This is a genomic window from Mycolicibacterium sp. HS_4_1, from assembly GCF_054515875.1.
Window position 1 is genome coordinate 4,794,025 of sequence record NZ_CM137261.1, and the last position, 22,099, is coordinate 4,816,123.

The window sequence follows — 22,099 nt, forward strand, 5'->3', positions numbered from 1 at the left end:
CCAAGGGCACGCAAAGCCACGTGATGACCGGGGTCTGCCCTGGGCAACCCCTACATACTAGGCGAGCAGCCATAACGCTCCAAATCGCTGCTCAATCCACCCCCGAAACAGACGAAATGGTCGCTGCCATTCGTTGGCAGCGACCATTTCGTCGATCTCGTGGGGTCGGTCAGCCGACGACACCCCAGCCCAGCACCCGCGACGTCAGCAGCACCAAAGCCAACGACACCGTAGCCACCACGACCAGACCGATCACCGCGACGACGAGTGGCCGCCAGCCTGTGCGCGCGATCTGCCGGAAGTCGGTGGACAGCCCCACGCCGGCGAAGGTCAGCAGGAACGCCCATTTGGAGACGGCACCGAGGTTGGCCACCTGTCCCTTGCTCAGCAGCCCGGCGGTGACGACGGCCGAGACCGCCAGGAAGCCGAGCACGAACTTCGGGAACTTCTGCCAGACGAACGCGGACTTGGCACGCACGCCGGAGGCAACGGCGTCGGCCTCTCCCCTGGCGGCCCAGTAGATCGCGAAGCCGAGGACGACGAAGCCGATGAGCGCGTTGCGCACCGACTTCACCAGGACTGCGGTCTTGCCGGCCTCGTCGGAGAAGAGGTAGCCGGTGGCCGTGGTCTCGGCGGTGTTGTCCACCGCGAGGCCGGCCCACAGCCCGAATTCGTGGTCGGTGAGGCCGATGGCGTGGCCGAGCGGCGGCAGCACGAACAGCGCGACGGCACCGAGCGCCAGGATCGACGCGATCGCATAGCTGACGTCGGAGTTGCGCGCCCGGATGGCGCCCTTGGCCGCGATGATGGCCGACACCCCGCAGATCGATGTTCCGATGGCCAACAGTGAGCCGAGCTTGCCCGACAGGCTGAACCACCGGGCCGCGGCGATGATGATGGCGCCCGCGACGGTCATGTCGATCAGGATCTGCAGCAGGCTGGTGGCGCCGAGCTTGAGGACGTCACCGAGGACGAACCGCGCGCCCAGCAGGACGATGCCGATCTTGAGCCAGAACTCGTACGTGCCGACACCGGGTCGGAAGATCCGGTGCAGACCAACGGTATTGGTGATCACCAACCCGAAAGCGATGGCCCACAGCACATATTCGATATCGGGCACGCGCCAGTGCTCGTGCTTGGCCAGGGCCAGCCAGCCGACTTCGGCGTACTTGCCGGCCAGGCCCACCGCTGTCAGCAGCAGCAGGCCGGGCAGGTAATCGAGGAACCGCCGGGCACCGGTGCGCTCTTCGGTATCGTCCTCGGGCGCCGGTTCCAACTGGTCGGCCAGGCCGGCAGTCTCCACGCTCACCGCGTCACCACACGATCTTCGGCAACACGCCGGCCACTGCCAGCGCTGTCACCGCAAGGCCGAGAATCGTTGCCCACCAATCGGTCCCGAGCCGGGATACCCAGCTCGTCGCCCCTTTCGACTCTGTCACTGCACTCTCCCGTCACCGATTTCCGCTCATGGTGCGGCAGCGGAACACGCGGGACCACCGATGAAATCGGCGTGAATCTAGCGACGGCCGGGCAGTTCGATCAGGTCGGTCAGCACGAGTCTCGGCGTAGCGGCGATGACGCAGGCCGCTCAGCCCATCCGAATGCCGAAGTCCCCCAGCAGGACAGGCTTGGCCGCATCGATGCCTTTCGAGCCAGTAGGTCCCTGCAGCCGCAGTGCGATGAGGTAGTCCCCGTTGTTGGTCCACACATGCACGATGCGATCGGCATAGTCATTACCGGAGCCGGGCCTGTCCCCCAGCACACCCATCAGCTTCTGGCCGCTGTAGCCACACAATTCGTCGGGCAGGATGCTGACGCTGTTGTATTCGTGTCCCGCGGTGCGGGTATCGGCGTATTGCCGGAACGCCGACGCAGCATCCTGCGTGGTCCGGGTGATCGTCACGGTGCCGGTCAGGCCGTCAGGTCCAGTCAGGTTCAGGGCGACGTCGCCGGACGGCGGCGCCCCCTGGCTGAAGCCGTCGGGCACCGCGACGACGACGCTCGGCGCACCGGACGCTCCCGTCGTCGCCGTCATGGTCTGCGCGGGCGGGCTGGGCGGATCGCAGGTCTGCTCCCCCGCCGCGACAGGACGTTTGGTGGTCTCGACCACCCCGTACGCCGGCAGATCGGGCATGGTCGACACCGACGCCGACGCCGAGGACGTGGCGGACGAACTCGTCGCCGCGGAGACAGTCCCGCCGGGTGGCGTTGTGCCGGAAGGCTTCTCGCCACCTTTGCCGCTGCATGCGGCCAGCACGGCGGCCGCTGAGGCCACGGCGACAAACCGGAAGATCGTTCCGCCCATCTTCGGCCCTAGTCCTTGCAGAATGCCTGCGCCAATTCTCGTTCGACGTCGAGGTACGGCGTACCGGAGATGTCGACGACAACCTTGGCGATAACTCCGCCGGCAAAGGGATACGGTGCCCGGTAACGGTTCGACACCGGCTGACCGTCGTTGCGTCCGACCGCCACTCCGCCACCGGCGAGGCCGAAGGAACCGGGGTGGGCGCGAACGTCCGGCCGGGTCGCCACCACAGCGTCGTCGATGCGCAACTCGACGGTGCCGAGCGGGGTGTGGCTACCCTCCACCGTGCCGGTCCGCTCGTACCGGACCCCGAACACATGGCGTCCGAGCGGCAACGGATCGGGCGCGGAGAGCCACTGCTCGTCTTCACCCATGAAGTTGTAGACATATTGCAGCCGGTCGTCCTGGACGAAAAGCACGTGGCCGCCGTGGCCGGCGCCCTGCTTGAACAGCACGCCTTCGGCACCCGCCGATTCGACGTCGACTTCGGCCAGGACGGAGAACGACTGTCCCCGCAACTCGACGCAAGCACCTATGCCCACCTCGGCGGCGTCCGGGTAGTACGTGAAGGTCCGCCGGTCTCCCATGAGGTAAGGACGTTCTCGCAGCAGCATCTCGAAGACGTTCAGATCGGCCAGCGGCAGGCCGTTGTACTTGGCGGCCTCGGAGAACCAGAGCTCTTGCATTTCAGCAAGTTTGGCCGGGTCCTCGGCGGCCAGATCACGGCACTGGCTGCGGTCGGACTCGATGTGGAACAGCTCCCAGCGGTCCTTGTCGAAATGCGCCCAGCCCGACGGTGTGGCGGCGTGCACGGTGTTGGCGAACCAGCCGTTGTGCCATATTCCGCGGGTGCCGAGCATCGAGTAGAACTGCGTCGTCTTGCCGGTGGCGGCATCCGAGTCTTTCAGGGCCGCTTTGAAACTCACCCCTTCCAGCGGGCGCTGCGGAACTCCCCGGACCTCGGTGGGCGGCTCGATGTCCAGCAGGTCGTAGACCGTGGGAGTGATGTCCGCGACGTTGACATAGTTGTCCCGCACCTCGCCGTGTGCGGCGATTCCGTTGGGCCAGCTGATGATTGCGGTATCGGCGATGCCGCCCTCGTGGGAGGCATACCGCTTGAACAGCTTGTAGGGCGTGTTGAAGGCCATCGCCCAGCCGATCGGATAGTGATTGTATGTGTCCGGCGAACCCAGGCTGTCGAAGTACCGCATGCTCTCTTCGACGGTATCGATGTAGCCGTTGAAGAATTTGTTCTCGTTGACCGAGCCGTTCGGGCCGCCTTCGCCGCTGGCCCCGTTGTCGGAGATGACGACGATGAGGGTGTTGTCCAGCTGGCCCGATTCCTCGAGATAGTCGAGGATCCGGCCGATCTGCGCGTCGGTGTACGACAAGAATCCGGCGAACACCTCGGCCATGCGGGCGAACAGCCGCTTCTCATCGTCACTCAGCCCGCCCCAGGGACGCACGGTGTCCTGCAGCGGCCACGGCTCGCCATTGGGTCCTTTGACGTCCAGATACGGATTCATCGGCGAGAGCTCTGTGTCGGGCGGCACGATGCCCAGGCGCTTCTGATTTTCCAGAACCAGGTCGCGGTAGGCCTCATAGCCCATGTCGAACTTGCCGGCGTACTTGTCGGCCCATTCTTTGAAGACATGGTGGGGCGCATGTCCGGCGCCCGGGCAGACGTAGGAGAACCACGGCTTGTCCGGGGCGATGACCTTGGCATCGCGGATGAACTCGATGGTCTTGTCCGCCAGGTCTTTTGACAGGTGGTAGCCCTCTTCGGGAGTGGCCGGCGGGGCGACGGGGTGGTTGTCGTACACCAGTTCCGGGTACCACTGGTCGGTCTCGCCGCCCATGAACCCGTAGAAACGTTCGAAGCCGCGCGCCAGCGGCCAGTGTCGTTTCGTCGACGCGAGGTTCGACTCCTCCAACGGCGTCAGGTGCCACTTGCCGACGCAGTAGGTGTTCCACCCCTTCTCGGCCAGCACCTCGGACAGCAGTGCCGTCTCAAAAGGAATGCGGCCGTGGCAGTTCGGGAAACCATCGGTGAATTCCTCGATGGTGGCCATGCCGACCGAGGTGGCGTTGCGCCCGGTCAGCAGAGAAGCCCGGGTCGGCGAACACAGGGCGGTGGTGTGGAACTGTGACAGGCGCACGCCCTTGTCCGCGATGCGGCGCATGGCCGGCATGTCGACCAGACCGCCGAAGCAGTCCCAGGTGGCGATGCCGGTGTCGTCCCACACCAGGTACAGCACATTGGGCGCACCTGTCGGAGCCGTCGGCGCGGCATACGGCGCCCAGTCGGGCTCCGAGTCGCGGATGTCGAGCTTGATCTTGCCCTGGAATTCAATTGCCATGACGCCTCGTCCCGTTCAGCGCTCGCCGATCTCGGCGATCGCCCGGAGACTACACCCGCGGCCTGTGCCGCGCCCGCGATATTGACGTTCGCGACGAGCCGGCGGCCGGCAACAGTCCGATCCGCACGAGCGCGCACCTGCCCACTGTTCAGCACCGATGATGGTCCAGACTGGTTGTGCCGACGGCATTTCCAGCCGAATACAAAACTGCCCCTCTTCCGAAGAAGAGGGGCAGTTCTATGTCTGTCGAAAGCCTACTTCGCCTTCTCCAACACCTCGACCAGACGCCAGCGCTTGGTGGCCGACAGCGGACGGGTCTCCATCAGCGAGACGCGGTCGCCGATACCGGCATCGCCGTTCTCGTCGTGCGCCTTGACCTTGGTGGTGGTCCGGATGATCTTCCCGTAGAGCGGGTGGCTCTTACGAGATTCCAGCTCGACCACGATGGTCTTTTCCATCTTGTCCGACACCACGTAGCCGATGGCGGTCTTGCGGCTGCCGCGCTCGGTCTCGGTGGCCGGCGTGTGCTTGGGGCCTTTAGTTTCTGCCATGACTAATCCTTACCAACCGGCCCGGACGCCAGGCCCAACTCACGTTCGCGCAGGACGGTGTAGACCCGCGCGATCTCCTGCCGCACGGTACGCAGCCGGCGGTTGTTCGACAGCTGACCGGTCGCCATCTGGAAGCGAAGGTTGAACAGCTCTTCCTTCGACTCGCGCAGACGCGTCGTCAGCTCTTCCTCGGTGAGCTCACGCAGTTCACCAGGCGTAACTCCAACTGCCATCAGAACTGCTCCTCTCGAGTCACGATGCGCGCCTTGATCGGCAACTTGTGGATGGCGCGGGTGAGCGCCTCCCGGGCGATCTTCTCGTCGGGGTAGCTGAGCTCGAAGAGCACACGACCCGGCTTGACGTTGGCGACCCACCACTCCGGCGAACCCTTACCGGAACCCATGCGGGTTTCGGCAGGCTTCTTGGTCAGCGGGCGGTCCGGGAAGATGTTGATCCAGACCTTGCCGCCACGCTTGATGTGCCGGTTGATGGCGATACGAGCGGACTCGATCTGCCGGTTGGTGATGTAGGCGTGGCCCAGGGCCTGGATGCCATAGTCACCGAAGCTGACCGAGGTGCCGCCGCTGGCGATACCGCGCTGCTCGGGGTGGTGCTGCTTGCGGTGCTTGACCTTGCGGGGAATCAGCATGACTAGCTCTCCGTTGCTTCCGTCGGCGCATCGCCGGCGGGGGTCTCAACAGCGACGTCCACAGCGCGGCCGGCCTCGGTGCTGGTCGCCGTGGTACCCGACGCACCGCTGCGACGCGGACGGGTACCGGACGGACGATCCCGACGGGGACGGTCGGCGGCGGGAGCGGCAGCGGCGAGCTCACGCTTGCCACCGACGATGTCGCCCTTGTAGATCCACACCTTCACGCCGATACGGCCGAATGTGGTCTTGGCCTCGTACAGGCCGTAATCGATGTCGGCGCGCAGCGTGTGCAGCGGCACGCGACCTTCGCGGTAGAACTCCGAGCGGCTCATCTCAGCACCGCCGAGGCGGCCCGAGCACTGCACCCGGATGCCCTTGACGTTGGGCTGACGCATGGCCGACTGGATGGCCTTGCGCATGGCACGACGGAACGCGACACGGTTGCTCAGCTGCTCGGCGACGCCCTGCGCCACCAGCTGCGCGACGCCCTCGGGGTTCTTGACCTCGAGGATGTTCAGCTGAACCTGCTTGCCGGTCAGCTTCTCCAGGTCGGCGCGGATGCGGTCGGCCTCGGTGCCACGGCGACCGATGACGATGCCCGGACGTGCGGTGTGGATGTCCACCCGGACGCGGTCACGCGTGCGCTCGATCTGCACGTCGGCGATGCCGGCGCGCTCCAGGCCGGTGGCCAGCAGCTTACGGATGGCAACGTCTTCCTTGACGTAGTCCGCGTACTGCTTGTCGGCGTACCAACGGGACTTCCATTCGGTGGTGATACCGAGGCGGAAGCCGTGGGGGTTGATTTTCTGGCCCACTACTCCGAGCCTCCCTTCGTCTCGGTCTTAGCCGCAGCGGCCTTGCTGCCCTGCGCACGACGAGAGCGCGCAGCACCGGCCGAAGCAGCCTTCGAACCGCCCTCGGAACGGCTCGGCCGACTTTCTACGACCACGGTGATGTGGCTGGTGCGCTTGCGGATTCGGTACGCACGCCCCTGGGCGCGCGGCCGGATGCGCTTGGCGGTCGGGCCCTCGTCGGCGAAGACCGTGGCGACCACGAGGGTCGTCGGGTCCAGGCCCTCGTTGTTCTGCGCGTTGGCGGCAGCGCTGGCGATCACCTTGGCGACCGGCTCGCTGGCAGCCTGCGGTGCCCACCGCAGGATGTCGAGCGCCTCTTCGACGCTCTTGCCACGGACCAGGTCGATGACCCGGCGGGCCTTGCTCGCCGACACACGCACGAAGCGCGCTTTGGCGCTCGCGGACGGGTATTCAGTAACGGTAGTCATTAGCGGCGCTTGCTCTTCCGGTCGTCCTTGATGTGACCCTTGAAGGTCCGCGTCGGGGCGAACTCGCCGAGCTTGTGCCCAACCATCGCTTCGCTGACGAACACCGGCACGTGCTTGCGACCGTCGTGGACGGCGAAGGTGTGACCGATGAAGTCGGGGATGATGGTCGACCGACGGGACCAGGTCTTGATGACCTGCTTGGTGTTCTTCTCGTTCTGAACGTCGACCTTCTTCAACAGATGGTCGTCGACGAACGGACCCTTTTTGAGGCTACGAGGCATCGTCTATTCCTTTCCGGCCTAGCGCTTGTTCTTGCCGGTGCGCCGGCGGCGGACGATGAGCTTGTCGCTCGGCTTGTTGGGCTTGCGGGTACGGCCCTCAGGCTTGCCCCACGGGCTGACCGGGTGGCGACCACCGGAGGTCTTACCCTCACCACCACCGTGCGGGTGGTCGACCGGGTTCATCACGACACCACGGACGGTCGGGCGCTTGCCCTTCCACCGCATACGGCCGGCCTTACCCCAGTTGATGTTCGCCTGCTCGGCGTTGCCGACCTCGCCGACGGTGGCGCGGCAGCGCACGTCGACGCGACGGATTTCACCGGACGGCATACGCAGCGTGGCGTAGGCGCCTTCCTTACCGAGCAGCTGGACGCTGACGCCGGCCGAGCGGGCCAGCTTGGCGCCGCCGCCCGGACGCAGCTCCACAGCGTGGATGACGGTACCGGCCGGGATGTTGCGCATCGGCAGGTTGTTACCCGGCTTGATGTCGGCGTTCGGCCCCTGCTCGATGACGTCGCCCTGCTTCAGGTCCTTGGGGGCGAGGATGTAGCGCTTCTCGCCGTCCACGAAGTGCAGCAGCGCGATGTTCGCGGTGCGGTTGGGGTCGTACTCGATGTGCGCGACCTTGGCGTTGATGCCGTCCTTGTCATGGCGACGGAAGTCGATGACGCGGTAGGCACGCTTGTGGCCGCCACCCTTGTGACGAGTCGTGATGCGGCCGTGCGCGTTACGGCCACCGGTGCTGTGCAGCGGACGGACCAGCGACTTCTCCGGAGTCGAACGAGTGATCTCGGCGAAGTCGGAGACGCTCGAACCGCGACGACCCGGGGTCGTCGGCTTGTACTTGCGAATTCCCATTATCAGTTAATCCCTTAACTCCCGGCCGATCAGGCCGGAGCTCCGAACAGTTCGATCGGCTTGCTGCCGGCGGACAGGGTCACGATCGCGCGCTTGGTGCTCTTGCGCTGGCCGAAACCGGTGCGGGTGCGCTTGCGCTTGCCCTTCCGGTTCGCGGTGTTCACCGAGTCGACCTTCACGTCGAAGATCTTCTCGATGGCGATCTTGATCTGCGTCTTGTTGGACTCCGGTGCCACGATGAACGTGTACGTGTTGTCCTCGATGAGTCCGTAGGACTTCTCCGAGATGACCGGGGCCAGGATGATGTCGCGAGGATCAGTCACGGTTGCCATCAGGCCGACACCTCCTCTTTCGTGTTGGCCTCGATGTACGCGTTGAGGGCCTCGACGCTGAACACCAGGTCATCGGCGTGCAGCACGTCGTAGGTGTTCAGCTGATCCGGCGAAATCACGTGCACGCCAGGCAGGTTGCGGACGCTCTTGGCGCCGACCACATCGCTGCGGCCGATCACGACGAGCACCTTCTTGTTCTCGGTCAGCGACGACAGGAACGACTTGGCGCTCTTGGTCGACGGGTTCTGACCGGCCACCAGTTCGGTGATCGCGTGGATGCGCTCGTTGCGGGCCCGGTCCGACAGCGCGCTGCGCAGGGCAGCAGCGATCATCTTCTTCGGGGTCCGCTGGCTGTAGTCACGCGGCTGCGGGCCGTGGACAACGCCACCACCGGTGAACTGCGGGGCGCGGGTCGAACCCTGACGGGCGCGGCCGGTGCCCTTCTGGCGGTACGGCTTCTTGCCACCACCGGACACCATGGCCCGGGTCTTGGTGGCGTGCGTGCCCTGGCGAGCTGCGGCCAGCTGGGCCGTCACCACCTGGTGCATCAGCGCGATGTTGGGCTCGACGTCGAACAGCGCGGCGGGCAGCTCGACAGAGCCGTCCTTCTTGCCGTCCGGGGTCTTGACGTCAATCTTGAGAGTCATTACTTCTCGCCTCGCTTAATTGCGGTGCGGACAACCACCAGTCCACCGTTGCGGCCCGGGATGGCGCCCTTGATGAGCAGCACACCGTTCTCGGCGTCAACCTTGTGAACCTTCAGGTTCTGGGTCGTCACGCGGTCGCTACCCATACGGCCGGACATGCGGGTGCCCTTGAAGACACGGCCCGGGGTGGCGCAGCCACCGATCGAACCGGGACGACGGTGCACAGCCTGCGCACCGTGCGCGGCGCCCTGGCCCTTGAAGCCGTGGCGCTTCATGGTGCCAGCGAAGCCCTTGCCCTTGCTGGTGCCGGTCACGTCGACATACCCGCCGTCGGCGAAGATGTCGGCGGTCAGCTCCTGGCCGACCTCGTACTCGGCGGCCCCGGCCTCGTCGTCGAGACGAAGCTCAGCCAGGTGACGGCGCGGGTTGACGCCGGCAGCGGCGAACTGGCCGGTGACCGGCTTGTTCACCTTGCGCGGGCTGATCTCGCCGTACGCGAGCTGCACGGCGCTGTAGCCGTCGCGCTCGGTGGTGCGGATACGGGTCACCACGTTGGGGCCGGCCTTCACGACCGTGACCGGGACGACTTTGTTGTTCTCGTCGAACACCTGCGTCATGCCCAGCTTGGTGCCCAAAATGCCTTTACGTGCCATTTTTCTGGGTCTCCTACTGGATGTTGACGTCGACGCTCGCCGGCAGATCGATGCGCATCAAGGCGTCAACGGTCTTCGGCGTGGGGTCGAGGATGTCGATAAGGCGCTTGTGGGTACGCATTTCGAAATGCTCCCGCGAGTCCTTGTACTTATGGGGAGACCGGATAACGCAGTACACGTTCTTCTCGGTCGGCAGCGGCACCGGGCCGACCACGCTTGCTCCCGTACGGGTGACCGTCTCAACGATCTTGCGCGCCGAGGCGTCAATCGCCTCGTGGTCGTAGGCCTTGAGCCTGATGCGGATCTTCTGTCCCGCCACGCTTCTCCTACCTAACTGTCACGGGCCCGCGCTCGGGCCTGGTCTTCAATACGCACGCCCCGGGACACCCGATGGCGCGCGCTGGCTATGCCGCCGCTCTTTACGTTTCTGTGGTTCACCGACCCCCGCGCTCGGGCGTGTCGCCTTTGCGCACAGTCGTCCGCGCTGGAAATCCATCGTGGGCGATGCTGGGACCGGATGCGCCCGTGATGGGCGCCGGTCGTCTGCCCGCAGCGGGCGAACCCGGCGCAAGGCAACCCGAACAGTATGCCCCAGATCGGGGCTCGCTCCAAATCCGCTGCGGAGCCTTCCGCCGCGCCCGGGTTTCGCGGCCGGTCCTGCGGTGATTCTGCGGCGAGGGCGGTGATGTTCGACCGGATTGCACCGCCGTTACGGAGTGAACCGAGGCGCCCAGTTGATCCTGCATCCACGGCGCAAGAGTTCGAGTGGCCAGCACCCTGGCCACAGGATCAACGCGCGGCCAGGGCACCCTTCGCGCTGACCCTGTGCTGGCGGCGGGAACGTACGAGTGGCTCGGGCCCGGACCGCAGAATCAGCGTCGGCACCCAACTTACTTCTGAGTAAGATAGCCATATGTCGACACTGAGCCCCACGTACCGCGCCTGGAGGCAGCTCTCGGGACGGCCCGGCGGCAGCCTGATGTTCTCCGCCGCCGCGATGGTGCGGGTGCCGTACTTCGCCTCGGTCCTGCCCCGGGTGGTGACGATGGAGCCGGGCTACGCCGAGGTGGCGGTCCCGAAGTGGTTCTTCGTCTACAACCATCTGCACACCGTGCATGCGATCGCGTCGTGCAACGCGGCCGAAGCCGCCATGGGGATGGCCATGGAAGCAACGGTGCCGACGACTCACCGCTGGATCCCCAAAGCCATGAACGTGCGGTACCTGGCCAAGGCCACCACGTCGCTGCGAGCGCACGCGCGGGTCGATGTCCCCGACTTCGACACCCTGACCAAGGGCACCGACGTCGTGGTGTCGGTCTCGGTGGTCGACGCCTCGGGCGAAGAGGTCGTGCACGCCGACATCACGACGTGGGTGACACCCGCCTGATCGGGCCGGTGCTCAATCGAGGTAGGTGCCGTGACCTTCGTGCACCAGCTCGCCGTCGAAGATCAGCACCTCGTTGACCAGCTGGCCGCGATGGTTCCGGTAATTGATGACGAGAGAGTTCGTCCCTATATAGGTGGCCACGACCTCGAAATGCAGGTCGGGCAGCGCGGCGAGCGCGGCGACCCAATACCGGCGCAGCGCGTCCTTACCTCGCACCACTCCCCCGGACTCCGGCACCACGCGCGCCGCGACCGGTGAGGTGAAGACGACGTCGTCGTGGAAGTGTGCGAGGACCGCCTCGACGTCGTGAGCGTTCCAGGCCGCGCACCAGTCGCGGGCGAATTCCTCGGGAGTGGGAATCGTCATGCCGCCCTATCGAAGTCGACGCTGCGCTGCGTCGGCAAGTGATTTCCGCACACGTCGAGCGTGCGACGTCACGAGATGACACGCCGATGACGGCACCAGAATCCCCCACACTCGACGTAGCGGTCAGTGCTGCAGACTCGCCCAGAACGCGCACTGGTGCACCTGGTCGTAGTCGGTGACCACGCGACTTCCGTCGGGGCGCAGAGACATCCGGCTGTCGTGCTCGTCCCCGGCCAGCGCCGGCCATTCCGGCGCTCCCTCGGCACTGGGCCGGCCGTCACGGACGAAAGAGCTCCAGTAGTCGATCATCTGATCAGACAAGGCGATCTGTTCCGGTGTGGGCGGCGGCGCCCCGCCCATGTTGAAGATGTAGCGCAGATCCAGCGAATGGCTGGCGCCGACAGGGAAAGGCAACTGGCGCAGTGGATCCGGCGTCGGGGGCGCAGGATCGGCGAACTCGTAGCCGTACACCGGACCGTCGGCGACCAGCGCGTCGCCGATGCGGTCGGCGACGCAGGCGAACGCCCCGTCGGTGACCGCGGCCGAGTACGCGACCGCAGCGCTGCCGCCGTAGCGGTCCAGCGGGTAGTGCTCCGACACGGCGGGGGCGCCGGCGCCGAACGTGGATTCCAGCAGGCGCGGGTAACCGTCGGCGTGGAACCGTTTGCCCGCGCGCAGATATTGCAGTGCGACGAAAAGGGTGAATTCGTCACGCGTGGTGCCGATCATCACCGGCACCCGGGCGGCAGCGCCAGTGCCGATGGCCTGCATCGGGTCGACCGGCAGCAGCGTCGTCCCGGCGACCGGACCGCTGAGCATATTCTCGCCGATTCCGTAGTACCACACTGGTTTTCGCAGCTTGTCGACCGGCAGCCGGCGCAGGCAGTCTGCCGCGTCCGCGGGATCGCCGCACCCCGCGGCCTTCGCATACGCCAGGCTGGACCGGGTGGCTTCGGGCAGCGCGACCTGCGCCTGACACGGCCCACTGGCGATGATGGCGCCCCGGAACAGACCGGCCGACGCGGGAGCCACGAGGTGGTCACACACCGACATCCCGCCGGCGGATTCGCCGGCGATCGTCACCTTGTCGGGGTCGCCTCCGAACGCGGCGATGTTGTCGCGCACCCAGCGCAGCGCGGTCTGCTGGTCGGCCAGTCCGTAGTTGCCGACGTCGGGACCGACGCCCAGTGCGGGATGGGCCAGGAACCCGAGGGCGCCGAGTCGGTAGTTGACCGTCACGACCACGATGTCGCCACGAGTGGTCAGCCGCGTCGAGTTGTAGATGCTGCTGGAGCCGTTGATGAACCCGCCGCCGTGGAGCCACACCAGCACCGGCCGGCGCGCCCCCGATGCCTGCACCGGCGGCGTCCAGACATTGAGGGTCAGGCAGTCCTCGCTGGTGTTCCGGCCCATCTCGAGGTCGCCCTTGGGGTCCTGGATGCAGCGCGCCCCCGGCTTGGCGGCGTCACGCGCCCCGTCCCACGGGAGCGCCGGGGCCGGCGGACGGAAGCGAAGAGGACCCACCGGCGGTGCGGCATAAGGGATTCCGCCGAAGAAGCGGAGGTCCGGATTGACCGTCCCGCGGACCGTTCCCGATGCGATATGCACCAACGCCGGATCCGCCGTCACCGCATCAGGCGCGACGGCCGTGGCACCGTCACTGTGCGGATCCAGGCCGCAGCCGGCCACCAGCAGCACCGCAGCGGCCGCTGCTGCAGCACGCTGCAGCAGCCGACGCGGGCGGACAGACGACACGAGCACCCAGCCTACTGAACCCCTGCCGCCCACAGCCCGGAAATATTTCCGGCGACCCCCTCCCCACCGGGCACAGAACGACCTACACTCCACTTGACAGCTGTCAAGTTTCGCGCCCGCGTGAGGAGTTCAATGACTGCACCCACCACCGACGAGGCCGCCAAGGTCCTCGCCGACCCCACCGCCTACGCCGACGACGAGCGGCTGCACACAGCACTGGCTCACCTCCGCGCCACCAATCCCGTTGCCTGGGTGGACAGTCCGCCGTACCGGCCGTTCTGGGCAATCACCAAGCATGCCGACATCATGGCCATCGAGCGGGACAACAACCTCTTCATCAGCGAGCCCCGCCCGCTGCTCATGAAGGCCGACGCCGAAGATCTGCTGAAGGCACAGGCCGACGCCGGCATGGGGTTACGGACCTTGATTCACATGGACGATCCGCACCACCGCAAAATCCGCGCCATCGGCGCCGACTGGTTCCGCCCCAAAGCCATGCGCGACCTCAAGGTCCGCGTCGACGAACTGGCCAAGCGATACGTCGACCGGATGCGCGATGCGGGCCCGGAATGCGACTTCGTCGAGGAGATCGCGATCCAGTTCCCGCTCTACGTCATCATGTCGCTACTCGGGTTGCCCGAGGAGGACTACGACCGCATGCACACCCTCACCCAGGAACTGTTCGGCGGCGACGACGACGAGTACAGCCGCGGCCAGTCCCCCGAGGAACTGTTCAGTGTGCTGCTCGACTTCTTCGGGTACTTCGCCGCGCTGACCGCGTCGCGGCGAGCCAACCCCACCGAGGACCTGGCGTCAGCGATCGCCAACGGCCGCATTGACGGCGAACCCCTCAGCGACATGGACACCGCGTCTTACTACGTCATCGTCGCCAGCGCGGGGCACGACACCACCAAGGACGCCATCTCCGGCGGATTGCACGCGCTGATCCAGAACCCCGGCGAGCTGGCTCGGCTGAAGGCGAACCCCGACCTGATGCCGACCGCGGTCGAGGAGATGATCCGGTGGAGCACGCCGGTGAAGGAGTTCATGCGCACCGCGACCGCCGACACCGTCGTGCGCGGCGTGCCGATCGCAGCGGGCGAATCCGTCTATCTGGCTTACGTTTCCGGCAACCGCGACGAAGAAGTGTTCGAAGATCCGTTCCGGTTCGACGTCGGGCGCGAGCCGAACAAGCACTTGGCCTTCGGCTACGGCGTGCACTTCTGCCTCGGTGCCGCGCTGGCCCGGATGGAGATGAACAGCCTGTTCAGCGAATTGCTGTCCCGGCTCGATTCGATCGAGCTGGCCGGTACCCCGAAGCTTTCCGCGACCACATTCGTCGGCGGCTTCAAGCACCTGCCGATCCGGTACTCGCTGCGCTGATTCGGTGAGTCGCGAGGAATCCGTCGACGGCGGCGACGGTGATCTCGCGGTAGTCGAAATCGGGCAGCGTACTGAGCTTACCGAGCACGATCGGGCCGAGTAGCAACGCCGCAGCGTGGACCCGGTCGACGTCGCCAAGCTCGGCGACGGCCTCAGGGCTGGACAGCACCGCCTCGAACGGGACGGCGTACTGCTCGGCTACTCGTTCCCTCAGGTTGCGGACCTCGACACTCTCGGTCCCAGTCGTGCCCCATGGCAGGTGTTCGAGGTTGCCGCCGAGCGCCAGCCACGACATGGCCGCCAGGCTGACCGGCGCCTCGGCGATGAGTTCCGCCTGCGCGTGCACGAGCGCGATCAACCGCTCGCGCAGGTCGCCCTCGGCGAGCGGTACCGGGGCCGGCGGGATGAGCGCGTGAAACGCTGCCGCCAGCAAGTCATTTCCGCTGGGATAGTGGCGATAGAGGGTCGCCCGGGCAACATTGGACGCGCGGATCACCGCGTCGACCGTGACGGCGCTCGGGCCACCGGAGCGCAGCAACGCGGTCGCAGCTTCCAACAAGCGGGCCCGCGAGCGCACCGGCCGAGGATCACCGTGTTCGCTGGACACCACCGAATCACCTCCGGATGACAAACGAGACTGTTAGTCTCGTTGAGAGACCATCAGTCTGAAAACTACCGGAAGGTGGGTGCATGGTCGACAAGGTGAGTGCGGCGAGTCTAGTGAGCGCGGACACCAGCCCCGAGATCGCTCCGACGACGGACCCCGCACCCACCTCGCGTCGCCGCACCTGGACCCTCTGCGTGGCGTGTTGCAGTGTGCTGATGGTGATTTCGTCGATGGTGGCGCTCAACACCGCGCTCGGTAACATCGCCGTGGCGACATCGGCCAACCAGACCCAACTCACCTGGATAATCGACAGCTACACACTGGTCCTGGCCTGCCTGTTGCTGCCTGCCGGAGCCATCGGCGACCGCTACGGCCGCCGCGGTGCACTGCTGTTCGGCCTCGTCATCTTCGCGCTGGCCTCGATCGTTCCGGCCCTGAGCACCGCGCCCACGCACATCATCGCCGCCCGCGCGGGGGCCGGCGCGGGGGCCGCGTTCATGATGCCCGCGACCCTGTCCTTGATCACCGCGTCGTACCCGACGGACCAGCGCACCAAGGCGGTAGGCATCTGGGCCGGAATCTCCGGCTGCGGCGCGGTGGTCGGCATGCTCGGATCCGGTGTGCTGCTGCACTTCTGGCCCTGGCAGTCGATCTTCTGGGCCTTCGCCGCCTCGGGCCTTACCCTCGTCGTCCTGGCCACGACCATCACGAGCTCCCGTGACCCGGAAGCCAAGCCGTTGGACGTCACCGGCGCCGTCGTCATCGCGGTGGCGGTGGCGTCCCTGGTCTACGGCATCCTGGCCGCACCCGACCGGGGCTGGACCCATCCGGTGGTGTTGAGTGGCATCACCGTCGGGCTCATCCTGGCCGCGGTGTTCGCTGTCCTCGAGCTGCGCACGAGATATCCGCTGCTGGATGTCCGGTTGTTCTTCGACCGCCAGTTCGGTACCGGGGCCGCCGCCATCACCGTGCTTTTCATGGTGTTGTTCGGCTTCTTCTACCTGTCCATGCAATTCATGCAGCTGGTCATGGGCTACAGCCCGATCGGCACCGCACTGGCTCTGTCCCCGCTCGCCGTCCCGGTGCTGATCCTGTCCCCGCTGTCGTCCTGGTATCTGCCCAAGGTGGGGCTACGCCTGGTGGTGTTCACCGGTTTGTGGCTGCTGTCGGCCGGTCTGTTGCTCATGTGTCAGGTGCGGGTCGGCTCGTCGTACTGGGACTTGGCGTTGCCCCTGCTCGTGATCAGTACAGGAGTCGGATTATTCACCGCACCAACAACTTCGGCGATCATGACGTCGGTGTCCGATGACAAGCAAGGCGTCGCGTCAGCGGTCAACGACACCACGCGGGAAGTGGGCGCCGCCCTCGGTATCGCGCTGACCGGCTCGCTGCTGGCAACGGGTTACACCACGCACATCGGGCCCGCGGTGGCCGGTTTTCCAGGTCCGGTGCAGGACGCCGCGCGCGGCTCACTGGCCGGTGCGGTGGCCGCCGCACCGCATCTGGGACCGATCGGCAACCAGCTCGTCGAAGCGTCCAGGGTGGCGTTTCTGCATGCCATGCAGACATCGCTGGTGGTGTTGGCCTCGATCACCGCGGTGGCCGGTGTACTGACCGCATTCTGGGCGCCCGGCCGCGAGCGCACACCACCGAATGACCGCTAGGACAGGATGAATCGGGCCGCTCGGTGCGCCAGCATGACGATGGTCGCGTGCGGGCCCCGGCCGGTGATGCCGGGCAGTGCGGCGCCGTCGGCGACCCAGAGTGCGTCGATACCGCGCACCCGGCAGTGCGGATCGAGCACGGCGCGTTCCGCACCGTCAGTGCCCATGGGCGCGGTGGCCGACAGATGCTGCGCGGTGGACCACGCGGGTTCGACCTCGGTGACGGCGGCACCGAACAGGTCGCGGCACAGTTCGTAGCCGGCCTGCAGCGCGGCGGCATCGGCCGGGTCGGCGTCGTAGCGATGCTCGATGGCCGGCCGCACGTCGGGATCGTCCGACACCAGCAGAACCCGCCCTTGCGCGCGGGGCCGCATCAGGGAGATCCCGAGGTGCACCGGGTCAGCGTCGCCGGGGGCCCCACCGGTCATGGCGGCGAAACCCGACGTGTACGGCCGGATTTCCAGGTGCTCGGTGGTGAGCAGCAGTTCGAGCGGCGGACGGCCGGGCTCGGCGGGCCACGTGGTGGGCACGACCCATTCCGGGTGATCGGCGCACGCGGCGCCCACCGGAAGATCGGCCACCACGGGCACACCGACGCTTCGCAGTTGTGCGGCGGGCCCGACCCCGGACAGCATCAACAGGTGTGCCGACTCAATTGCCCCGGCGCACAACACGATCCGATCGGCGTACCGATCCACCACGCCGTCCGGCCCCAGGCACCGCACCCCCACCGCGCGGTCACCGGTGAACAGCACCCGCAGCGCGCGCGTGCCGGCGAGCACCGTGAGGTTGTCGCGGCCGCGCGCGGCCGTCAGGTAGACCTCGCCGGGGCCGTGCCGGTGCCCGGTGTCGTCGATGTTCAGCGGCACCGCGCCGAGGCCCGGCCGCACCCCGGCGACCGCGTTGAGGTCGTCGATCCATGGGTACCGGAGACCGGCCGCGTCCCGGAAAGCCTGTGAGGATGCCGCGAAATCGCTGATTCGGCGCACCGGGACCGGACCGGCGGAACCATGTTCGGCTCCGCCACTCGATCCATGTTCGGCTCCGCCACTCGATCCATGTTCGGCTCCGCCACTCGATCCATGTTCGGCTCCGCCACTCGATCCATGTTCGGCTCCGCCGAAGTCATGGTCGGTCTCGATGGCGCGGTAGTGCGGCAGGACGTCGGACCAAGCCCAGCCCGGCACCGCCCAGGCCTCGAAATCCGCCGGCCACGCCCGGCAGAAATAGCCGCCGTTGATGGCCCCGGACCCGCCCAGGACGCGTCCTCTCACGATGTCGACGGACCGCACCGGATTCTGTGTCAACGTCGTGCGGTGCTGTCGCGCCACGGTACTGCCGACGCCGATGGGCAGCACCCAGCCCGGTTCCGGACGGACCGTACCGCCGGTCTCCAGCAGCGTCACCTGACATGCGGGATCGGCCGAAAGGCGCTCGGCCAGAACGCAGCCGGCACTGCCCGCCCCGACGATCAGGACGTCATCGTGCGGCGAGCTCAAGTCCGGATCTGTGGCTTGAGCGCACCCAGGTGCCGCTCACGCACGACGCCACCCCACAGCCCCAGGCCGTAGGCGATGTCGTCGAGACGCTTGAGCAGCAGGTAGGCCAGCAGGCCCACGCGTTGGGTGTTGTCGTCCACCGTGTGGTGGCGGCGGGCCCAGTCGACGACGCCATCCACAATTGCCGCAATCAGCACCACTTGCCGCCAGCGCCGGAAACACACTGCCAGTACCAGCGCCACCGGCCAGTAGTGCCGGCACAGCGCCGCGGCGAGCTGCAGCGCCGCGGCCCACAGGCCCTGCGCGGCCACCGCGGCGACTTCGCGTGGTTCGGTGTCGACGGAGCGCAACGAGTTGGCGATGCGGCGGCCGGTGATCGCGGCGGCGATGGTCGAGGCCAGGTACCCGACGCCGGAGCCCATGGCCAGCAGTACCCAGACCACCAGAGTCCAGCCGGAGATCACCAGCGGCGCGGTCTTGCCGGGGTGCCGGACCGACAACGGCGCTGCCGAGGAACCGTAAAAGGCCTTGCGGGCGAACCATTCTCCCAGTGCGGTGCGATGATCGTGGCCGACCAGTGCGATGGGTTCGTACCGCAGCCGGGCTCCGGCCTCGATGAACCGCCAGCACAGGTCCACGTCCTCGCCGGACTGCAGCGACTCGTCGAACCCGCCCACCTGGTCCAGCGCCGCGCGGCGGCAGATGATGGCCGCGCTCGGTACGTAGGCGACCATGCCATAGGGCACCACGGGCGCTTCCCGCATGCCGAGGTCCAGCGACGAGCGCACGGCCTCGTAGCGCGCGATCAGATTGTCGGGCTCGTGGAGGCCGACGATGCGAGGTGCGACCAGCGCGACAGCCGGATCGCAAAAGTGCCCCAGCAGCGCTTCCAGCCACCCGCGACGAGGCACCACGTCCGAGTCCAGGAAAGCCACGAAATCCGTCTCGCAGGCGGCCAGCCCGGTGTTGCGGGCCGCAGCCGGACCGCGGCTGACATCGTGCCGGAGCACCCGGACGTCACAGTGACCGGCGAGATCGCAGAAATCGGCGGCCTGCAGCGGCACCACCGACCCGTCGTCGACCACCACCACGCGCATGCCGCGCAACGATCGCACCAGCCGCGTGACGCCAACTGCGTTGTCGCGTACCGGAACAACGACGGTGACGTCGAGATGCGACGGACCGGTGGCCGGCCGCGGGTGGGCCACCGTGGCGTCGAGCAGGGTGCGCGCCAGCTGCGCACTCTGGGCGTCGTGAACCTCCAGCCGGCCGCCGTCGAGCATGGTCTGCGCCGCCGGAGCCAGCCGCAACAACCGCGTCGGCGAGCCACCGAGCAGCGCGGCGCCCTCACCCAGCACCTTGACCCGTCGATCGACTTGGACGGCAAAGCCGTCGGGCAGCCTCGGCCCCGTCACTGTCCCACCCCCATCATGCGAGCATTCCCCCCGGGCCCGGCCGCCACGTGCTGATCCTGCGCACGCAGCCGCCGACCATTTCTGCAAAGATACGGGACCCCTCGTCCGCGGTGGCAGTCGTCGGATCGCCCAGCACGCCGACGGGGCTGACCGCGGCCACTCCGCCGCTGCGCAGTGCCGGCAGCAGCTCTGGCAACGGCGCGGTGTTGCCGACGACGCTTTCCTCCAGCCAGACATCGGCCGGTGAAAGGTGCAGCAGTACAGACGTTTCGGTATGGCCGGCGTGGGCGTCCGCGCCCGCGGCCGTACACGGGCACCAGGCCACGTCGCGCCCCTCGGCCCGCAACAAGGCCGTCGCCGCTGTCAGCGCTGCCACATTGCCGCCGTGACCGTTGACGAACACGATCCGGCCGGCCCAGTTGCAGGCCGACCGCCCGAACTCGACCAGCAAATGCTCCAACGCGGCCAGGCCGATCGAGATGGTGCCGGGGAAGCTCTCGTGCTCACCGCTCGCGCCGTAACTGATGGCTGACGAGACCAGCCACGTGGGCCGGTCGACGCCGGGCGTCGTCGTCTCACGCAGCTGCACGGCCACGGACCGCGACACCGCCTCCGCGATCCGGGTGTCGGTGTCCAGCGGCAGGTGCGGCCCATGCTGCTCGGTGGAACCAAGCGGGACGATCAACGAAGGCTGCATGGATTGCAACTGCCTCGACGTCGAGTTCCCGAGCTCGCTGGGAAAAGGCACTCGCCGATGGTAAGCCGAATTTGCCTGCTGTGCGCCAATTGTTGCCGTATGCGCAACGATTCGTAGCGAATGGTCAAATCAACGTGGTTGTCAAGACCCCATTGACCACCACGTCAGCCACGTCAGTATCGCGCGTATCAGCGGACCCGTCGAATCCCGGGATCCGCGGGACCGCCTCAGCCGCCCAGGCGCCGGGTGAAGCCCTCCGGTACCAGGATGTCGTCCGGCCCCAGGTCGTGGATCGAGGCCTTGCCCAGACCCCGCAGTGCCGAGTCGATACCGCCGTGCATGATGTCGAGCACGTTCTCGACGCCGGTCTGCCCCTCGGCCGCCAGCCCCCACAGGTAGGCCCGGCCGAGCATCACCGCGCGGGCGCCCAACGCCAGTGCCTTGACCACGTCGCTGCCGCGGCGAATACCACCGTCCAGCAAAACCTCGATCTGGTCGCCGACGGCCTCGGCGATGGCCGGCAGCGCCCGGATTGACGCCGGGGTGCTGTCCAGGTTGTTACCGCCGTGGTTGGACACCGAGATGGCCGAAACACCGGCGTCCACAGCACGTTTGGCATCGTCGATGCGCATGACACCCTTGAGCATGAAGGGCCCGCCCCACAGCTCGCGCAGCCAGGCGATGTCCTCCCAGGTCGGCGCCGGGGTGCCCATCCATTCGCCGTAGGCCTGGAAGAACGGCGGCGCGGCCTGCCCACCCGTCGCCTGGTTCGGGACCGACAGGGCCGGCGGCCGCATGGTCTTGGCCCACTGCAGCAGCCAGCGCGGCTTGGTCATGACCTCGGGGCTCATCTTGACGATGGTCTTGAGATCCATCTTTTCCGGGATCTTGGGGCTGCCCCAGTCGCGGCCGTTCGAGAAGCTCCAGTCGGTGGTGACGATGAGGCCCTTGGCGCCGGCCGCGCGGGCGCGCTCGGCCCGGGCCGCGATGTCGTCGCGGCTACCGAGCCAGTAGATCTGGAAGAACGTCTTGGGGTTGGCCGCAATGACCTCTTCCATCGGCTTACTGGCGAACGACGACAACCCCATGGCGGTACCGCGGGCCGCGGCCGCGCGTGCGACGGCGACCTCGCCGTCGGGGTTGATGGCCTGCACACCGGTGGGAGAAATAATCACGGGCAGTGAAATCTCTTGCCCCATAACAGTTGTGGCCATTTCGCGCTTGTCCAGCGCACCGATGACGTGCGGCGCGAAGCCGAGCTCGCCGAACGCGGCGACGTTGTCGGCGACGGTCAGTCCCTTCTCGCTCGCCGAGATCAGCGAGGAGTAGGCGGACTTGGGAAGCCGCTTCTTCGCGCGCTCCTGCGCGATGGCGACGGTTTCGAACCAGGTATCACGAGCCATGA

At 67.0% G+C, this 22,099-nt stretch carries 25 protein-coding genes; 3 read left to right on the forward strand and 22 right to left on the reverse strand.

Features of this window, described 5'->3' with window-relative positions; translation table 11 throughout:
- Positions 1-169 precede the first annotated feature (169 nt).
- The 15 genes from ACX12F_RS23165 to rpsJ all read right to left on the reverse strand — a co-directional run bounded on the left by ACX12F_RS23165 (position 170) and on the right by rpsJ (position 10,240).
- A complete protein-coding gene (locus tag ACX12F_RS23165; RefSeq protein WP_459370470.1) occupies positions 170-1,288 on the reverse strand; it encodes a YeiH family protein in 1,119 nt (372 codons plus the stop codon).
- Positions 1,289-1,313: 25 nt separating this feature from the next.
- Positions 1,314-1,439, reverse strand: coding sequence for a hypothetical protein (locus ACX12F_RS23170; RefSeq protein ID WP_459366652.1), 126 nt, complete (start codon positions 1,437-1,439; stop codon positions 1,314-1,316).
- A 149-nt stretch (positions 1,440-1,588) separates the two neighbouring features.
- Positions 1,589-2,305, reverse strand: coding sequence for a hypothetical protein (locus ACX12F_RS23175; protein WP_459366653.1), 717 nt, complete (start codon positions 2,303-2,305; stop codon positions 1,589-1,591).
- A gap of 8 nt (positions 2,306-2,313) precedes the next feature.
- Complete coding sequence (locus tag ACX12F_RS23180) at positions 2,314-4,665, reverse strand: arylsulfatase (RefSeq protein ID WP_459366654.1); 2,352 nt, start codon at positions 4,663-4,665, stop codon at positions 2,314-2,316.
- A gap of 254 nt (positions 4,666-4,919) precedes the next feature.
- Entirely contained in the window at positions 4,920-5,216 is a 297-nt protein-coding gene (rpsQ, locus tag ACX12F_RS23185) for a 30S ribosomal protein S17 (RefSeq protein WP_020101408.1), read from the reverse strand.
- A gap of 2 nt (positions 5,217-5,218) precedes the next feature.
- Positions 5,219-5,449 (reverse strand): 50S ribosomal protein L29, encoded by a 231-nt coding sequence (gene rpmC / locus ACX12F_RS23190; protein WP_020101407.1) that lies wholly within the window; start codon positions 5,447-5,449, stop codon positions 5,219-5,221.
- The gene (gene rplP / locus ACX12F_RS23195) at positions 5,449-5,865 is read right to left on the reverse strand and encodes a 50S ribosomal protein L16 (protein WP_020101406.1); all 417 of its coding nucleotides are present in this window, start codon (positions 5,863-5,865) and stop codon (positions 5,449-5,451) included. Before rplP ends, rpmC begins: the two co-directional genes overlap by 1 nt.
- A gap of 2 nt (positions 5,866-5,867) precedes the next feature.
- Entirely contained in the window at positions 5,868-6,683 is an 816-nt protein-coding gene (rpsC, locus tag ACX12F_RS23200) for a 30S ribosomal protein S3 (protein WP_459366655.1), read from the reverse strand.
- The gene (gene rplV / locus ACX12F_RS23205) at positions 6,683-7,150 is read right to left on the reverse strand and encodes a 50S ribosomal protein L22 (RefSeq protein ID WP_459366656.1); all 468 of its coding nucleotides are present in this window, start codon (positions 7,148-7,150) and stop codon (positions 6,683-6,685) included. The genes rpsC and rplV overlap by 1 nt, the downstream gene beginning before the upstream one ends.
- Positions 7,150-7,431 carry a 30S ribosomal protein S19 gene (gene rpsS, locus ACX12F_RS23210; RefSeq protein WP_043401734.1) on the reverse strand — a complete coding sequence of 94 codons (282 nt, stop codon included), beginning with the start codon at positions 7,429-7,431 and terminating at the stop codon, positions 7,150-7,152. Before rpsS ends, rplV begins: the two co-directional genes overlap by 1 nt.
- Before the next feature lie 18 nt (positions 7,432-7,449).
- Positions 7,450-8,289, reverse strand: a complete 840-nt coding sequence (gene rplB / locus ACX12F_RS23215) for a 50S ribosomal protein L2 (protein WP_459366657.1) — start codon at positions 8,287-8,289, stop codon at positions 7,450-7,452.
- Positions 8,290-8,318: 29 nt separating this feature from the next.
- Complete coding sequence (gene rplW / locus ACX12F_RS23220; RefSeq protein ID WP_043401728.1) at positions 8,319-8,621, reverse strand: 50S ribosomal protein L23; 303 nt, start codon at positions 8,619-8,621, stop codon at positions 8,319-8,321.
- The gene (gene rplD, locus ACX12F_RS23225; RefSeq protein ID WP_455980501.1) at positions 8,621-9,268 is read right to left on the reverse strand and encodes a 50S ribosomal protein L4; all 648 of its coding nucleotides are present in this window, start codon (positions 9,266-9,268) and stop codon (positions 8,621-8,623) included. The genes rplW and rplD overlap by 1 nt, the downstream gene beginning before the upstream one ends.
- Positions 9,268-9,921, reverse strand: coding sequence for a 50S ribosomal protein L3 (gene rplC / locus ACX12F_RS23230; protein WP_459366658.1), 654 nt, complete (start codon positions 9,919-9,921; stop codon positions 9,268-9,270). Before rplC ends, rplD begins: the two co-directional genes overlap by 1 nt.
- Before the next feature lie 13 nt (positions 9,922-9,934).
- Entirely contained in the window at positions 9,935-10,240 is a 306-nt protein-coding gene (rpsJ, locus tag ACX12F_RS23235) for a 30S ribosomal protein S10 (RefSeq protein WP_003883485.1), read from the reverse strand.
- A 594-nt stretch (positions 10,241-10,834) separates the two neighbouring features.
- Here rpsJ and ACX12F_RS23240 point away from each other — a divergent pair.
- Entirely contained in the window at positions 10,835-11,308 is a 474-nt protein-coding gene (locus ACX12F_RS23240; protein ID WP_459366659.1) for a hotdog fold domain-containing protein, read from the forward strand.
- A 12-nt stretch (positions 11,309-11,320) separates the two neighbouring features.
- Here the strand turns inward: ACX12F_RS23240 and ACX12F_RS23245 are convergent, their stop codons facing one another.
- Together ACX12F_RS23245 and ACX12F_RS23250 are read right to left on the reverse strand one after the other, a co-directional pair.
- Positions 11,321-11,674 carry a nuclear transport factor 2 family protein gene (locus tag ACX12F_RS23245; RefSeq protein ID WP_459366660.1) on the reverse strand — a complete coding sequence of 118 codons (354 nt, stop codon included), beginning with the start codon at positions 11,672-11,674 and terminating at the stop codon, positions 11,321-11,323.
- A 123-nt stretch (positions 11,675-11,797) separates the two neighbouring features.
- Complete coding sequence (locus ACX12F_RS23250; protein ID WP_459366661.1) at positions 11,798-13,435, reverse strand: carboxylesterase/lipase family protein; 1,638 nt, start codon at positions 13,433-13,435, stop codon at positions 11,798-11,800.
- Positions 13,436-13,561: 126 nt separating this feature from the next.
- Between ACX12F_RS23250 and ACX12F_RS23255 the strand changes: the two genes are divergently transcribed.
- Positions 13,562-14,812: a cytochrome P450 gene (locus ACX12F_RS23255; protein WP_459366662.1), complete on the forward strand. Its 1,251-nt coding sequence runs from the start codon at positions 13,562-13,564 to the stop codon at positions 14,810-14,812.
- On the opposite strand, the gene ACX12F_RS23260 is transcribed toward ACX12F_RS23255, so the two are convergent.
- Positions 14,778-15,419: a TetR/AcrR family transcriptional regulator gene (locus tag ACX12F_RS23260; RefSeq protein ID WP_459366663.1), complete on the reverse strand. Its 642-nt coding sequence runs from the start codon at positions 15,417-15,419 to the stop codon at positions 14,778-14,780. The genes ACX12F_RS23255 and ACX12F_RS23260 overlap by 35 nt on opposite strands.
- A gap of 83 nt (positions 15,420-15,502) precedes the next feature.
- On the opposite strand from ACX12F_RS23260, the gene ACX12F_RS23265 reads away from it, so the two are divergent.
- Positions 15,503-17,083 carry an MFS transporter gene (locus ACX12F_RS23265; RefSeq protein WP_459366664.1) on the forward strand — a complete coding sequence of 527 codons (1,581 nt, stop codon included), beginning with the start codon at positions 15,503-15,505 and terminating at the stop codon, positions 17,081-17,083.
- On the opposite strand, the gene mftG is transcribed toward ACX12F_RS23265, so the two are convergent.
- From mftG to mftD, 4 genes are all read right to left on the reverse strand, one after another.
- A complete protein-coding gene (mftG, locus tag ACX12F_RS23270) occupies positions 17,080-18,582 on the reverse strand; it encodes a mycofactocin dehydrogenase MftG (RefSeq protein WP_459366665.1) in 1,503 nt (500 codons plus the stop codon). The two genes, ACX12F_RS23265 and mftG, sit on opposite strands and share 4 nt — an antisense overlap.
- Complete coding sequence (gene mftF / locus ACX12F_RS23275; RefSeq protein ID WP_459366666.1) at positions 18,579-19,997, reverse strand: mycofactocin biosynthesis glycosyltransferase MftF; 1,419 nt, start codon at positions 19,995-19,997, stop codon at positions 18,579-18,581. Before mftF ends, mftG begins: the two co-directional genes overlap by 4 nt.
- Before the next feature lie 13 nt (positions 19,998-20,010).
- The gene (mftE, locus tag ACX12F_RS23280) at positions 20,011-20,784 is read right to left on the reverse strand and encodes a mycofactocin biosynthesis peptidyl-dipeptidase MftE (RefSeq protein ID WP_459370471.1); all 774 of its coding nucleotides are present in this window, start codon (positions 20,782-20,784) and stop codon (positions 20,011-20,013) included.
- A gap of 137 nt (positions 20,785-20,921) precedes the next feature.
- Positions 20,922-22,097, reverse strand: coding sequence for a pre-mycofactocin synthase MftD (gene mftD / locus ACX12F_RS23285; protein WP_459366667.1), 1,176 nt, complete (start codon positions 22,095-22,097; stop codon positions 20,922-20,924).
- Between the last annotated feature and the right edge of the window lie 2 nt (positions 22,098-22,099).

Bases quoted from the DNA above. Each gene is read 5' to 3' on its own strand.
- ACX12F_RS23175 (WP_459366653.1), bottom strand. From the start codon at position 2,305: ATGGGCGGAACGATCTTCCGGTTTGTCGCCGTGGCCTCAGCGGCCGCC.
- ACX12F_RS23180 (WP_459366654.1), bottom strand. From the start codon at position 4,665: ATGGCAATTGAATTCCAGGGCAAGATCAAGCTCGACATCCGCGACTCG.
- rpsQ (WP_020101408.1), bottom strand. From the start codon at position 5,216: ATGGCAGAAACTAAAGGCCCCAAGCACACGCCGGCCACCGAGACCGAG.
- rpmC (WP_020101407.1), bottom strand. From the start codon at position 5,449: ATGGCAGTTGGAGTTACGCCTGGTGAACTGCGTGAGCTCACCGAGGAA.
- rplP (WP_020101406.1), bottom strand. From the start codon at position 5,865: ATGCTGATTCCCCGCAAGGTCAAGCACCGCAAGCAGCACCACCCCGAG.
- rplV (WP_459366656.1), bottom strand. From the start codon at position 7,150: ATGACTACCGTTACTGAATACCCGTCCGCGAGCGCCAAAGCGCGCTTC.
- rpsS (WP_043401734.1), bottom strand. From the start codon at position 7,431: ATGCCTCGTAGCCTCAAAAAGGGTCCGTTCGTCGACGACCATCTGTTG.
- rplB (WP_459366657.1), bottom strand. From the start codon at position 8,289: ATGGGAATTCGCAAGTACAAGCCGACGACCCCGGGTCGTCGCGGTTCG.
- rplW (WP_043401728.1), bottom strand. From the start codon at position 8,621: ATGGCAACCGTGACTGATCCTCGCGACATCATCCTGGCCCCGGTCATC.
- rplD (WP_455980501.1), bottom strand. From the start codon at position 9,268: ATGACTCTCAAGATTGACGTCAAGACCCCGGACGGCAAGAAGGACGGC.
- rplC (WP_459366658.1), bottom strand. From the start codon at position 9,921: ATGGCACGTAAAGGCATTTTGGGCACCAAGCTGGGCATGACGCAGGTG.
- ACX12F_RS23240 (WP_459366659.1), top strand. From the start codon at position 10,835: ATGTCGACACTGAGCCCCACGTACCGCGCCTGGAGGCAGCTCTCGGGA.
- ACX12F_RS23245 (WP_459366660.1), bottom strand. From the start codon at position 11,674: ATGACGATTCCCACTCCCGAGGAATTCGCCCGCGACTGGTGCGCGGCC.
- ACX12F_RS23255 (WP_459366662.1), top strand. From the start codon at position 13,562: ATGACTGCACCCACCACCGACGAGGCCGCCAAGGTCCTCGCCGACCCC.
- ACX12F_RS23265 (WP_459366664.1), top strand. From the start codon at position 15,503: ATGGTCGACAAGGTGAGTGCGGCGAGTCTAGTGAGCGCGGACACCAGC.
- mftD (WP_459366667.1), bottom strand. From the start codon at position 22,097: ATGGCTCGTGATACCTGGTTCGAAACCGTCGCCATCGCGCAGGAGCGC.